Origin of the sequence: Nocardioides sp. (genome assembly GCF_035547795.1) — a bacterium.
Taxonomy (GTDB): domain Bacteria; phylum Actinomycetota; class Actinomycetes; order Propionibacteriales; family Nocardioidaceae; genus Nocardioides.
Genome location: NZ_DASZUF010000015.1, coordinates 1 through 12,441 on the forward strand (window position 1 = coordinate 1; position 12,441 = coordinate 12,441).

Sequence of the window (12,441 nt, forward strand, 5' to 3'; positions counted from 1 at the left end):
AGGCGGCGAAGGCGTGCAGCTCCTCGAAGCTGCTGTCGCTCACGAGGTGGCACCAGAGGCGGCCCCGCCCGGGCCAGGTCGCGTCGTCGACGAGGAGGGCCACGCCGCCACCCTACGGATGCGAGAGGGGGGGGCCCCACGGCGTTACCGGGTGCGTCGGCCGGGGCGGCCGTCACCAGGTTGGGTCCAGGGAGGATGATGGAGCGGTGAGTGTGGTGGAGGAGAACCAGTCGTTCGACCTGCGACTGCTGTGGTTGTTGCTGATCCCTGGGATCCTGGTCGGTGGGTTGTTCCTGCGGATCTTCGTCTTCCATATCCACGACCGCTCCTCGTCGGTCTCGGCCAGCACCAGCACGATGACCGTCACGGTGCCGACCCAGGTCGGCCGCTGCGCCGTGCCGACCGCGCAGCAGCTCGCCCAGGAGCCGACCGCCGTGGAGGCGACCGCCACCTCGGTGGACGCCACCACCGCCGTGCTGCGCACCACCCGGGTGCTCGCCGGCGGTCAGGTGGGTCAGCTGCAGGTGACGCTGCCCTCGACTCCGCCGCCGACCGACGCCGGGGTGCCGCGGTTCACCGTCGGCGACAGCTACCTGCTGGCGATCTCCTCCGACGGCACCCTCGCCGGCTGCGGTCTCAGCGGTCAGGCCAGCGGCGACCTGGAGAAGCTCTACACCAGCGCCTTCGGCTGAGCCGATGCCGGGCCGATGATCCAGGGCCTGCTGCTGGCCGCCGGGGCCGGCCGTCGGATGGGCCGGCCCAAGGCGCTCGTGCCCGGCTGGCTGCGCTCCTCGGCCGAGGCACTGCTCGTCGGGGGCTGTGACCGGGTCACGGTCGTGCTCGGCGCGGGCGCCGACGAGGCCGCCCGGCTGATCGCCGCGGAGCTCCCCGGGGTCCGGTGGGTCCTCGCCCAGGACTGGGCCGAGGGCATGGGCGCCTCGCTGCGCGCCGGGCTCGCGGAGACCACCGCCGATGCCACCGCCGATGCCGCCGACGCCGTCCTGATCCACCTGGTCGACCTGCCCGACGTCGGACCGGATGTGGTCCGTCGCATCCTCGCCGCCGGCCTGGCCGCCGGGCCCGCGGCGCTCGTCCGGGCGACGTACGGCGCGGTCCCGGGGCATCCCGTGCTGCTCGGCCGCGATCACTGGGCCGGCGTGATCGCCACCGCCACCGGTGACCAGGGCGCCCGCGCCTACCTGCGCGGCCACGACGTGCTCGCGGTCGAGTGTGGCGACCTGGCGACCGGCGCTGACGTGGATCGGCCACGCGACCAGCCATGAGCCAACGATCGGCCGCCTAGATTGGCGGGATGGAGCAGCTCTCGCCCGGCGAGCTGGCGGACCGGCTCGCCGGCACCGGCTACCTGTGCGATCCGGACCTGGCCACGGTGGCGTACCTCGCGCTGCGAATGCGCCGCCCACTCCTCCTCGAGGGGGAGCCCGGCACCGGCAAGACCGCCCTGGCCGAGGCGGTTGCGGAGGCGCTCGAGCTGCCGCTGATCCGGCTGCAGTGCTACGAGGGCATCGACGCCACCCAGGCGCTCTACGACTGGGACTTCCCGCGTCAGATCCTGCACCTGCGCGCGCTGGAGGCCGCCGGCGCCCGCGACAGCGTCGAGGAGGCCGAGAAGAGCCTGTACGACGAGCGCTTCCTGCTGGCCCGTCCGGTGCTCAGGGCGCTGCAGCAGGCACCCGCGGTGCTCCTCGTGGACGAGGTCGACCGCGCCGACGACGAGTTCGAGGCGTTCCTGCTCGAGGTGCTCTCCACCTACCAGGTCTCGATCCCCGAGCTGGGCACGGTGGCGGCCTCGGTGCCGCCGGTGGTGGTGCTGACCTCCAACCGGACCCGCGAGCTGCACGACGCGCTCAAGCGCCGCTGCCTCTACCACTGGATCGACCACCCCGGGCTGGACCGCGAGGTCGCCATCGTGCGCACCCGCGCCCCCGAGGTCGCCGAGGCGCTGGCCCGACAGGCGGTCGCGGTGGTCCAACAGCTGCGCACCGGCCTCGCCGACGGCGGCGAGCTGGTCAAGCCGCCCGGCGTCGCCGAGACCCTGGACTGGGTGCGGGCACTGTCCTGCCTGGGCCGGGCCGACCTCGACCTGGCCGCTGCGGCGGCGACGGTCGGGGCGCTGGTGAAGTACCGCGAGGATGCCGACCGGGTCCGCGCCGCGCTGGATCGGCTGCTGGCATGAACGCGCCGGACCGGATCCTGCTGGGCTTCACCGAGGCGCTCCGCCTCGCGGGCGTGGCGGTCACACCCGACCGCGCCCAGGGGTACGTCGAGGCGGTCGCGCTGGTCGGCCTCGGCGACCGCCGGGCGACCTATGCGGCAGGTCGCGCGACGCTGTGCGCCCGCCCGGACGACCTGGACCGGTACGACGAGGTGTTCGCCGCGTGGTTCGGCGACCGCGCCGACCCGGCACCGGCGGGCACGGCGCGACCGCGCCGGCGGGTGGGCGAGCTGGCCGTCGGCGACGAGGCCGACGGCGGCGACGGCCAGCAGGCGGCCCGGGCGAGCGCGAGCGACGCCGAGGTGCTCCGGCACCGGGACGTCGCCGACCTCGACGCCGGCGAGCGGGCCCGGCTGGCGGCCCTCTTCGCGCAGCTGCGGGTCCGCCCGCCGCTGCGCCGTACCCCGCGCGCGGAGGCGTGGCACCGCGGTCGCGTCGACGGCCAGCGCACCCTGCGGGCCAGCCTGCGCCAGGCCGGCGAGCCGGCGCGGATCGCGTGGCGCCGGCGCGGTCACCGGCCGCGTCGCGTCGTACTCCTCCTCGACGTGTCCGGCTCGATGAGCGGCTACGCCGAGGCGTTGCTGCGGCTGTCCCATCGGCTCGTCCAGGGCGGTCCGCGCACGGAGGTCTTCACAGCCGGCACCCGACTCACCCGGGTCACCGACGCGCTGCGGCTGCGCGACCCCGACCGGGCGCTGGTCGCGGCCGGCGAGGTCGTGCCCGACTGGGCCGGTGGCACCCGGCTGGGGGAGATGCTGCGGGCGTTCCTGGTCCGACGGCGCGACCTGGCCCGCGGCGCCGTCGTGGTGGTGTTCAGCGATGGCTGGGAGCGTGGCGACGTCGGTGTGCTCGCCGGCCAGGCCGCCGCGCTGCACCGGCTGGCACATCGCGTCATCTGGGTCAACCCGCACCGCGGCAAGGCCGGCTACGAGCCGGTGCAGCAGGGGATCCGGGCGGTGCTGCCGTACGTCGACGAGCTGCTGGCCGGCCACTCGCTGGCGACGTTCGCGGAGCTGACGGAGGCGATCGCCCGTGCGTGACGTGCTCGATGCGCTGATGCCCTGGTGGGAGGCCGGCGAGACGGTCGGCGTGGGCACCGTGGTGGCGACGTTCCGTTCCGCTCCGCGCCCGCCCGGCGCATCGATGCTGGTCGGGCCGGACGGCACCGCGGTGGGCTCGGTCTCGGGCGGTTGTGTCGAGGGCGCCGTCTACGAGCGGGCGACGGCGGTCGTCGAGAGCGGTCGGCCCGTGCTGGAGCGGTACGGCGTCTCCGACGACGACGCCTATGCGATCGGGCTGACCTGCGGGGGCATCATCGACGTGTTCGTCGAACCGATGAACCGCGAGACCTTCCCCGAGCTCGGCGAGGTGGCCGCCGAGGTGGCCGCCGGTCGCCCGGTCGCGGTCGCCACCGTGATCGACCACCCCGACCCGACCCGCATCGGTCGCCGCCTGGTCGTCCGCCCCGACCGGGCAGCTGCCCGGAGCCTGGGGTCGCAGCGGATGGACGACGCCGTCCACGACGACGCGCTCGGCCTGCTCGCCCAGGGTCGCAACGCCACCCTCACCTACGGGCCCGACGGGGAACGGCGGGGCGAGGGGATGCGGGCGTTCGTGTGGGCCTTCGCGCCGCGGCCCCGGATGCTGGTCTTCGGCGCGATCGACTTCGCCGCGGCGGTGGCCCGGGTCGGGAGCTTCCTGGGCTACCACGTGACGGTCTGCGACGCCCGGCCGGTGTTCGCCACCCGGAGCCGCTTCCCCGACGCCGACGAGGTCGTGGTGGCCTGGCCGCACCGCTACCTGGCCGCCGAGGCGCAGGCCGGCCGGGTCGACCCACGCACGGTGATCGCGGTGCTCACCCACGACCCGAAGTTCGACGTACCCCTGCTGGAGGTGGCGCTCCGGCTGCCCGAGGTGGCCTACATCGGCGCGATGGGGTCGCGCCGCACGCATGCGGACCGCGAGCAACGGCTGCGCGAGGCCGGCCTGACCGATGCGGAGATCGCGCGGCTGGCCAGCCCGATCGGGCTGGACCTGGGCGCGCGCACGCCCGAGGAGACGGCCATCGCGATCGCCGCGGAGATCATCGCGGGCCGCTGGGGCGGCACCGGCACCCGGCTCTCGACCGGCCGGGGCCGCATCCATCACGGGGGTGACGTGGCTCACAGCGGCGGCTAGCGTGACGTCATGGCCCGCCCGGAGCTGCAGTCGCGTCGGCTGGAGGCGCTGCGTGCCTGGACGGCGTTCGTGGAGCAGGGCGACGCCGCCGTCGCGGTACGCCCCGAGATCCTGAGCAGCTGGACGCGCTCGGGTGCCGCCGTGTCGGCCGACGTCCGGGAGGCGCCGCTGGCCGACGAGGCCGACACGTCCGCCTACTGGCGGGAGTCGCCACTGCAGGCGGCGGTGGAGCGGGTGGAGGAGGACCTCCGCCGTACGGCGGAGGACGGCGACCTGGTGATCGCCGTGACCGATCCGGACACCCGCATCCTGTGGACCTATGGCGGCCGGGTGATGCGCCGCCGCGCCGAGACGGTGAACTTCGTGCCGGCGGGCCGCTGGGACGACCGGTCGGTGGGCACCAACGCGCTCGACCTCGCCCAGCGCACCGACGCCCCGGCGATGGTCTTCAGCGCCGAGCACTACGCCGAGGTGGTGCACAACTGGGTGTGCTGGGCGGCGCCGGTGCACGACCCGGCCACCGGCGCCCAGCTGGGCGTCATCGACCTCTCCACCACCTGGGACCGCACCCACCCGATCGGCCTGGCCACGGCGCGGGTGATGGCCCGCCTGATCGAGTCGGCGCTGCCGCGCGTGCCCGTGCCGCGCCCCGGCGGCGAGCTGACCGGCGAGCCGGGCCTGGTGATGACGCTGCTGGGCACCGCCGAGACCAGGTTCGACGGCCAGCGGCTGCTGCTCAACCGGCGCCAGACCGAGATCCTCGCCCTGCTCGCGCTCCACCCCGACGGGCTGTCCCTGGAACAGCTGCACGCGATGCTCTACGGCGACCAGGCGGTCACCTTCTCCACCCTCAAGGCGGAGGTCTCGCACCTGCGGCACGCCCTCGGCGGCCAGCTGGCGTCGCGCCCCTACCGGCTGCTGATGCCGACCGCGACCGACGTCGAGCAGGTGCTCGCACTGGTCCGACAGGGCCGGGTCGCCGCGGCCGTCGAGGCGTACGGCGGCGACCTGCTGCCGGGCACCAACAGCCCGGCCCTGGCGGAGATGGCCGAGTACGTCGCGGTCGCACTGCGTGAGGCGCTGCTGGCCGACCCGGTGCCGGACGCCGTGCTGCACTACGCCGAGCTGGCGCCGTACGACACCGGGGTGGTGGAGGCGGCGCTGCGTGCCCTCGCCGGCCGGGCGCACCCCGCCGTCCCGCTGCTCAAGGCGCGACTGGCGGCCGCTCGCTGAGCAGGTCGGCGACCGTCGCCAGACCCTGCAGCGCCTCGGCGAAACTGGTGCTCAGCGGTGACAGGCCGACGCGCAGCCCGTGCGGCGGCCGGAAGTCGGGGATCACCCCGCGCTCCCACAGCCGCGCGGTGACCTCGCGGAAGTCGGGATGGTCGAGGATGACGTGCCCGCCACGCAGCGCCGGGTCGCGTGGCGAGGCGAGCTCGACGCCGTACGGCGCCAGCAGCGCGTCGTGCACCTCGATGGCGAAGCCGGTCAGCGCCACCGACTTGGCCCGGACGGCGGCGATCCCGACCGACTCCAGCAGGTCGAGCATGGCGCGCATCGGCACCATCCCGACGATCGGCGGCGTGCCGCTGATGAAGCGCCGGATGCCGTTCGCCGGCTGGTAGCGCTCGCCCATCGCGAACGGATCGGCCGCGCCCATCCAGCCCTGGATGGGCTGGCGCAGTCGGTCCTGGAGCCCGGCGGCGACGTACCCGAAGGCGGGCGAGCCCGGGCCGCCGTTGAGGTACTTGTAGGTGCAGCCGACCGCGAGGTCCACCTCGGCCTCGTCCAGGGCCAGGTCGAGCGCTCCGACCGAGTGGCACAGGTCCCACAGCACCAGCCCACCGGCCTGGTGGACGGCGGCGGTGATGCCCGCCATGTCGGCGACCCACGCCGAGCGGTAGGAGATGTGGCTGAGCAGCACCAGGGCGGTGCGCGGCCCCAGGGCGCCGCGCACCTGGTCGAGGGTGACCCCGGCGCGCGGGTCCACGGTCAGCCAGCGCACGCTCAGCCCGAGCTCGTCGGCCAGTCCCTGGACGACGAACCGGTCGGTGGGGAAGTCGTCGGCGCACGCCACGATCTCGTCGCGGCCCTGCCGGGCGCCGAGCGCGGCGCGGGCCAGCTTGTAGAGCATCACGCTGGTGGAGTCGCCGACCACCGTCTGGCCGGCGGCGGCACCCAGGGCGACTCGCCCGATCCGGTCGCCGAGCTCGGTGGGCGCGTCCATCCACTGCTCGTCCCAGGCGCGGATCAGCCGGTCGCCCCAGGCACCGTCGACCAGCTCGGCCAGGGCGGTGCGGGCGGCGTGCAGCGGGCGGCCCAGCGAGTTGCCGTCCAGGTACGCCGTGACGCCCGGAGTGCTGACGAACGCGTCGCGATGTGGCGCCAGCGGGTCGGCGGCGTCGAGCTCGGCGGCCCGGTCGGCCAGGTCGGCCAGGTCGGCTTGGGCGGCGTGCTGGTCGGTCACGATGTCTCCTGGGTGGTGAGGCGGGTCGCCGAGGCGAGCCAGGCGATCAGGTCGGCGGCGGTCTGCGGCATGGGCAGCGGCGAGACCAGGGTGCGCTGGGGGCCCGGGGCGGCGAGCGGTCCGAGGACCGCCTCGAGCAGGGCGTCGCCGGTGAGCCCGGCCTGCTCCAGCAGCCGGATCTCGGCCGGGTTCGGCCCGACCGGGGTCGGGCCGTTGCCCATGTCGGTGCCGTAGACGATCGTGCCGCCCACGGCGCGGAACCGCCGGACGTTGTCGATCGCCACCGTGCGGCCGGCCTCGTCGTGGATGGCGAGCGTCGAGATCCAGGTCATCTGGGTGGCTCGTGCGAGCACCGGGTCCGGCAGCGGCTCGGTCCAGGGCGCGTGCACCAGCACGTCGGCCCCGGCGTCGATCGCCCGCTCCGCCTGGCCCGGTCCCTCGGCGTGCACGAGCGCGGGCAGGCCGGCCTGGTGGGCGGCCCGGACGAGCGCGAGCAGGACGCCGTCGGACAGCAGCGGCATCGCGGCATGCAGGGTGATCTTGAGGGCGTCGAACCCGTCCCGCACCAGCTCGGCGACCGCGGCGGCGGCATCGGCCTCGTCGACCACCGCCCGCACCGCGTCGGCAGGCGCCCAGGCCCGGCCGGTCGGGTAGCCGCCCGGAGCGGTGTGGAACCGGCCCACCGCGCGTACCACCACGTCGCCGGGCGGCTGCCGCCGCCAGGTCGCCGCCTGGGCCGGTGACCAGCCCAGGTCGTGGACCTCGACCAGCGGCCCACCCCGCAACGGGACGTGGTCCACCAGGCCCAGGTGCACGTGGTGGTCGACGACCCCCGGCAGCTCGGTCATCCGATCTCCGTGCGCACCGAGTAGAGCTCGGGGAAGAACGTCAGGTCGAGGGCGCGCTTGAGGAACGCGACGCCCGACGAGCCGCCGGTGCCCCGCTTGAAGCCGATGGTGCGCTGCACGGTGCGCAGGTGGCGGAAGCGCCACAGCTGGAAGGCGTCCTCGAGGTCGACCAGGTCCTCGCAGGCGGCGTACGCCGTCCAGTGGGTGGTGGTGTCGCCGTAGATCGTCGCGAAGACGGGCAGCAGCTCGCTCTGCTCCACCCACGGCCGGCTGACGTCGCGCTCCAGCACGGCGGCCGGTACCGCGTAACCCTGCCGGGCCAGCAGCCGCAGGAACGCGTCGTAGACCGTCGGCGAGGCGAGCAGCTCGCCCAGCATCGCGTGCGCGGCCGGATCGCCGTCGAAGACGGCCAGCATGCCCGGGTGCTTGTTGCCGAGCAGGAACTCCACCGCCCGGTACTGCGCCGACTGGAAGCCCGACGAGGAGGCGAGTACGCCGCGGAACTCGGCGTACTCGCTGGGCGTCAGCGTGGCGAGCACGGACCACTGCTCGGTGAGGGTGCGCATGATGTGCTTGACCCGGGCCAGGCCCTTGCGTGCACGGCGGATGTCGTCGGCGTCGAGGTGATCGCGGACCGCGCGCAGCTCGTGCAGCACCAGCTTGAACCACAGCTCGGTGGTCTGGTGCTGGATGATGAAGAGCAGCTCGTCGGGGTGGTCGCTGAGCGGATGCTGGGCGGAGAGCAGCCGGTCGAGCCCGAGGTAGTCGCCGTAGGTCATCTCGGTGGTGAGGTCGGTGCGCACCCCCTCCTCGAGCGGCCGGAGCCCGTCGTCGTGCGGTGTGCCCATCGTTGCCCTCCCTGCCGCCGGCCGCCAACCACTGACCAACCGGCGCATTCCTAGTGTGATCTGGACCATATCGGCGCGCGCCCAAGGGAGTGCTCATGACCCGGATCAACCTCGTCGTCGACGGCATGAGGGTCGCCGACGACGTCGAGCCGCGGATGCTGCTGGTGCAGTACCTGCGCGAGAAGCTCGGCAAGACCGGCACCGTCATCGGCTGCGACACCAGCAACTGCGGCGCCTGCACCGTCCACCTCGACGGACAGTCGGTGAAGTCCTGCAACGTCCTGGCCGTCCAGGCCGACGGACACGAGGTCACCACCATCGAGGGACTGGCCCGCGATGGGCAGCTGCACCCGGTGCAGGAGGCCTTCCGGGAGTGTCACGGGCTGCAGTGCGGCTTCTGCACACCCGGCATGATCATGCAGACCGTCGATCTCCTCACCACTCATCCGCACCCGTCGGAGGAGGAGATCCGGCTCGGCCTCGAGGGCAACCTGTGCCGCTGCACCGGCTACCACAACATCGTCCGCGCGGTGCAGTACGCGAGCGGTCAGCTCGCCACCGCCGCCACGCCGAACGGCGCCGCGCAGGAGGTGACCCCGGCATGACCGCCGTGGAGACGCCGCCGATCGGCACCCGTGAGATCGGCCGCGACCGCCGCCGCAAGGAGGACGCCCGGCTGATCACCGGCCGCACCCGCTGGACCGACAACATCACCCTGCCCGGGATGCTGCACCTGGCGATGGTGCGCAGCCCCTTCGCCCATGCCCGGATCACCAGCATCGACACCGGTGCGGCCAAGGACGCGGTGGGCGTCGTGGACGTGGTCACCGCCGCCGACCTCGGCGAGTCGGTCGGGGTGTGCATCAACGCCTGGCCGATCACGCCGGAGCAGAAGGCGCCGACCCACCCGCCGATCGCGGTCGACCGGGTCTGCTTCGCCGGCGAGATCGTCGCCGTGGTGGTGGCCCGCTCCGCGGCGGAGGCGCGCGACGCCGCCGAGCTCGTCGAGGTCGAGTACGACGAGCTGCCCGCGGCGCTGGACCTCAAGGAGGCGGCCCAGGACACGGTGCTGGCCCATCCCGACCTGGGCACGAACAAGTCGGCGTACTGGGTCTTCGACAGCGCCCAGGCCGGCACCGGCGGGGACGTGGAGGAGGCGATCGCCGCGGCGCGCACCGACGGCGTGCTGATCGAGCGGGAGTACCGCCAGCAGCGGCTGATCCCGGCGTTCATGGAGCCGCGCAGCGTCGTGGTCGACCCGACCGGCGAGCAGATCACGATGTGGTCGGCGACCCAGATCCCGCACATCCTGCGGTTCGCGCTGGCCGCGACCACCGGCGTGCCGGAGTCGAAGATCCGGGTCATCGCCCCCGACGTGGGCGGAGGCTTCGGCGGCAAGCTGCAGCAGACCCCGGAGGAGATGATCGTCTTCGCGCTCGCCCGCCGGCTCGGCAAGCCGGTCAAGTACACCGAGACCCGCTCCGAGTCGTTGATGAGCGGTCACCACGGCCGCGACCAGTGGCAGAAGCTCACCCTGGCCGCGACCCGCGAGGGAAAGGTCACCGGGCTCAAGGTCGAGCTGCTGGCCGACCTGGGTGCCTATGTCGCGCTGGTGGGCGGCGGAGTGCCGGTGCTCGGGGCGTTCATGTTCAACGCCATCTACAAGTTTCCGGCGTACCACTTCGCCTGCCAGACGGTCTTCACCAACAAGACCTGGACCGACGCCTACCGCGGCGCCGGGCGGCCGGAGGCGACGTTCGCGATCGAGCGGCTGATGGACGAGCTGGCCGCCGAGCTGGGCCGGGATCCGCTCGAGGTCCGGGAGCAGAACTGGATCACGCACGAGGAGTTCCCGTTCACGACCGTGGCCGGGCTGGAGTACGACTCGGGCAACTACGAGGCCGCCACCGCGCGGGCCAAGGAGATGTTCGGGTACGACGAGCTGCGCGCGGAGCAGCGACGCCGGCGGGAGAGCGGCGACCCGGTGCAACTGGGCATCGGGATCAGCACCTTCACCGAGATGTGCGGCCTGGCGCCCTCGCGGGTGCTGGGCAGCCTCGACTACGGCGCCGGCGGCTGGGAGCACGCCCAGATCCGGATGCTGGCCACCGGGAAGGTCGAGGTGGTCACCGGCGCGAGCGCGCACGGCCAAGGCCACGAGACCGCGTTCAGCCAGATCGTCGCCGACCGGCTCGGCGTACCGTTCGAGGACGTCGAGGTGCTGCACGGCGACACCCAGATCGCCCCGAAGGGCCTGGACACCTACGGCTCCAGATCGCTGGTGGTCGGCGGCGAGGCGGTGGTGCGCGCGGCCGACAAGGTGATCGAGAAGGCGCGTCCGATCGCGGCGCACCTGCTCGAGGCCAACGTCGAGGACCTGGAGTTCAAGGACGGCCGGTTCTCGGTCCGTGGCACCGATGCCGGGCTCGGGCTGACCGAGGTGGCGCTGGCGACGTTCGCGGCGCACAACCTGCCCGACGGCGTCGAGCCGTCCCTCGACGCCGAGGCGACGTTCGACCCGGTGAACTTCAACTTCCCGCACGGCACCCACCTGTGCGCGGTCGAGGTCGACACCGAGACCGGACAGGTGAAGCTGCGCACGTACGTCGCCTGCGACGACATCGGCGTAGTGATCAACCCGCTGATCGTCTCCGGCCAGGTCCACGGCGGCCTGGTCCAGGGCATCGCCCAGGCGCTGTGGGAGGAGGCCGTCTACGACGAGTCGGGAACGCTGGTCTCCGGCAGCTTCGTGGACTACCTGCTGCCGACGGCCGCCGACACGATCAGCTTCCAGATCGACCACACCACCTCGCCGGCCAAGACCAACAGCCTCGGCGCCAAGGGCGTCGGCGAGGCCGGCACCATCGCCTCCACGCCCGCGGTGGTCAACGCGATCGTCGACGCGCTGCGACCGTTCGGCGTCCACGACGTGCAGATGCCGTGCACGCCCGAGCGGGTCTGGAGGGCGCTGCGTCAGTCCGAGGGGGAGGGCGCCGGAGCCGGCGGCGAGACCGTGGGCGGCGCGATGCCGCACTTCGACCCCTCCACCGGCACGCAGGGAACAGCGGACCGCACGACAGGAGCAGACGAATGATCTTCACCCCATCCCCATGCTCGCTTCGCTCCGCTCTGAACGGGGGCCCCGAATGATCCCGGCAACGTTCGACTACCTCGCGCCCAGCACGCTCGAGGAAGCGCTGGCAGCGCTGCAGGAGCACGGTGACGACGCCAAGATCCTGGCCGGCGGGCAGAGCCTGCTGCCGGTGATGCGGATGCGCCTCAACGCCCCGGAGTGGGTGATCGACCTCGGCCGGATCGAGTCGCTGCGCGGCGTACGCGACGAGGGCGACGCGATCGTCATCGGCGCCATGACCCCGCACAGCGTCGTCGGCGCGGATCCGCTGGTCGCCGAGCACGCCGCCCTCATCACCCGGGCGGTGGACCATCTCGCCGACGCCCAGGTCCGGCACCGCGGCACGTTCGGCGGTGCGCTGGCGCACGCCGACCCGGCCGGTGACCTGGGGGCGCCGGCCCGGGCACTGGACGCCGAGTTCGTCATCGCCGGGCCGGGCGGGAGGCGCACGGTGGGCGCCGACGACTTCTTCGTCGACCTGTTCGAGACCGCCATCGGCGAGGACGAGATCCTCGCCGAGGTCAGGATCCCCAAGCACACCGGCTGGGGTGCCTGCTACGAGAAGTTCGTCCGGGTCGCGCACCAGTGGCCGATCTGCGCGGTGGCGGCCACCGTCCGGGTGGACGGCGGCACGATCGCCGCCGCCCGCGTGGGGCTGACCAACATGGGCAGTACGCCGCTGCGCGCCCGCGGCGTCGCGGAGGCGCTCGTCGGCCGGCCGGCGAGCGAGG

13 protein-coding genes are annotated in these 12,441 nt (G+C 73.7%); 9 read left to right on the plus strand and 4 right to left on the minus strand.

Going from position 1 to position 12,441, the window contains the following annotated elements; all coding sequences use genetic code 11:
• On the minus strand, window positions 1-103 hold a 103-nt coding region (locus VHA72_RS01000; protein WP_325572591.1), incomplete at its 3' end, for a DUF4031 domain-containing protein.
• A gap of 103 nt (window positions 104-206) precedes the next feature.
• On the opposite strand from VHA72_RS01000, the gene VHA72_RS01005 reads away from it, so the two are divergent.
• From VHA72_RS01005 to VHA72_RS01030, 6 genes are read left to right on the plus strand one after another with little or no spacing between them, the layout of a single operon-like run.
• The gene (locus VHA72_RS01005) at window positions 207-692 is read left to right on the plus strand and encodes a hypothetical protein (RefSeq protein ID WP_325572579.1); all 486 of its coding nucleotides are present in this window, start codon (window positions 207-209) and stop codon (window positions 690-692) included.
• Between the two features lie 15 nt (window positions 693-707).
• Window positions 708-1,283, plus strand: a complete 576-nt coding sequence (locus tag VHA72_RS01010; protein ID WP_325572580.1) for a nucleotidyltransferase family protein — start codon at window positions 708-710, stop codon at window positions 1,281-1,283.
• A gap of 29 nt (window positions 1,284-1,312) precedes the next feature.
• Window positions 1,313-2,197, plus strand: coding sequence for an AAA family ATPase (locus tag VHA72_RS01015; RefSeq protein WP_325572581.1), 885 nt, complete (start codon window positions 1,313-1,315; stop codon window positions 2,195-2,197).
• A complete protein-coding gene (locus VHA72_RS01020; protein WP_325572582.1) occupies window positions 2,194-3,276 on the plus strand; it encodes a vWA domain-containing protein in 1,083 nt (360 codons plus the stop codon). Before VHA72_RS01015 ends, VHA72_RS01020 begins: the two co-directional genes overlap by 4 nt.
• Entirely contained in the window at window positions 3,269-4,414 is a 1,146-nt protein-coding gene (locus VHA72_RS01025; protein WP_325572583.1) for an XdhC family protein, read from the plus strand. The genes VHA72_RS01020 and VHA72_RS01025 overlap by 8 nt, the downstream gene beginning before the upstream one ends.
• A 9-nt stretch (window positions 4,415-4,423) precedes the next feature.
• Window positions 4,424-5,647 (plus strand): sigma-54-dependent transcriptional regulator family protein, encoded by a 1,224-nt coding sequence (locus VHA72_RS01030; protein WP_325572584.1) that lies wholly within the window; start codon window positions 4,424-4,426, stop codon window positions 5,645-5,647.
• Here VHA72_RS01030 and VHA72_RS01035 read toward each other — a convergent pair.
• Genes VHA72_RS01035 through VHA72_RS01045 form a run of 3 tightly spaced genes read right to left on the minus strand, consistent with a single transcriptional unit; the run spans window position 5,619 to window position 8,577 of the window.
• The gene (locus VHA72_RS01035; RefSeq protein ID WP_325572585.1) at window positions 5,619-6,881 is read right to left on the minus strand and encodes a kynureninase; all 1,263 of its coding nucleotides are present in this window, start codon (window positions 6,879-6,881) and stop codon (window positions 5,619-5,621) included. The genes VHA72_RS01030 and VHA72_RS01035 overlap by 29 nt on opposite strands.
• On the minus strand, window positions 6,878-7,729 hold the full coding sequence (locus VHA72_RS01040; RefSeq protein ID WP_325572586.1) for a hypothetical protein: 852 nt from the start codon (window positions 7,727-7,729) through the stop codon (window positions 6,878-6,880). Before VHA72_RS01040 ends, VHA72_RS01035 begins: the two co-directional genes overlap by 4 nt.
• Window positions 7,726-8,577, minus strand: a complete 852-nt coding sequence (locus VHA72_RS01045; RefSeq protein WP_325572587.1) for a tryptophan 2,3-dioxygenase — start codon at window positions 8,575-8,577, stop codon at window positions 7,726-7,728. Before VHA72_RS01045 ends, VHA72_RS01040 begins: the two co-directional genes overlap by 4 nt.
• A gap of 95 nt (window positions 8,578-8,672) precedes the next feature.
• Here VHA72_RS01045 and VHA72_RS01050 point away from each other — a divergent pair, with 95 nt between their 5' ends.
• The 3 genes from VHA72_RS01050 to VHA72_RS01060 form a co-directional block, all read left to right on the plus strand.
• Entirely contained in the window at window positions 8,673-9,182 is a 510-nt protein-coding gene (locus VHA72_RS01050; RefSeq protein WP_325572588.1) for a (2Fe-2S)-binding protein, read from the plus strand.
• The gene (locus tag VHA72_RS01055; RefSeq protein WP_325572589.1) at window positions 9,179-11,671 is read left to right on the plus strand and encodes a xanthine dehydrogenase family protein molybdopterin-binding subunit; all 2,493 of its coding nucleotides are present in this window, start codon (window positions 9,179-9,181) and stop codon (window positions 11,669-11,671) included. Before VHA72_RS01050 ends, VHA72_RS01055 begins: the two co-directional genes overlap by 4 nt.
• A 52-nt stretch (window positions 11,672-11,723) precedes the next feature.
• The coding region (locus tag VHA72_RS01060) for an FAD binding domain-containing protein (protein WP_325572590.1) at window positions 11,724-12,441 on the plus strand (718 nt) is incomplete at its 3' end.

Bases quoted from the DNA above. Each gene is read 5' to 3' on its own strand.
- VHA72_RS01020 (WP_325572582.1), top strand. From the start codon at position 2,194: ATGAACGCGCCGGACCGGATCCTGCTGGGCTTCACCGAGGCGCTCCGC.
- VHA72_RS01055 (WP_325572589.1), top strand. From the start codon at position 9,179: ATGACCGCCGTGGAGACGCCGCCGATCGGCACCCGTGAGATCGGCCGC.
- VHA72_RS01045 (WP_325572587.1), bottom strand. From the start codon at position 8,577: ATGGGCACACCGCACGACGACGGGCTCCGGCCGCTCGAGGAGGGGGTG.
- VHA72_RS01050 (WP_325572588.1), top strand. From the start codon at position 8,673: ATGACCCGGATCAACCTCGTCGTCGACGGCATGAGGGTCGCCGACGAC.
- VHA72_RS01040 (WP_325572586.1), bottom strand. From the start codon at position 7,729: ATGACCGAGCTGCCGGGGGTCGTCGACCACCACGTGCACCTGGGCCTG.
- VHA72_RS01015 (WP_325572581.1), top strand. From the start codon at position 1,313: ATGGAGCAGCTCTCGCCCGGCGAGCTGGCGGACCGGCTCGCCGGCACC.
- VHA72_RS01010 (WP_325572580.1), top strand. From the start codon at position 708: ATGATCCAGGGCCTGCTGCTGGCCGCCGGGGCCGGCCGTCGGATGGGC.
- VHA72_RS01030 (WP_325572584.1), top strand. From the start codon at position 4,424: ATGGCCCGCCCGGAGCTGCAGTCGCGTCGGCTGGAGGCGCTGCGTGCC.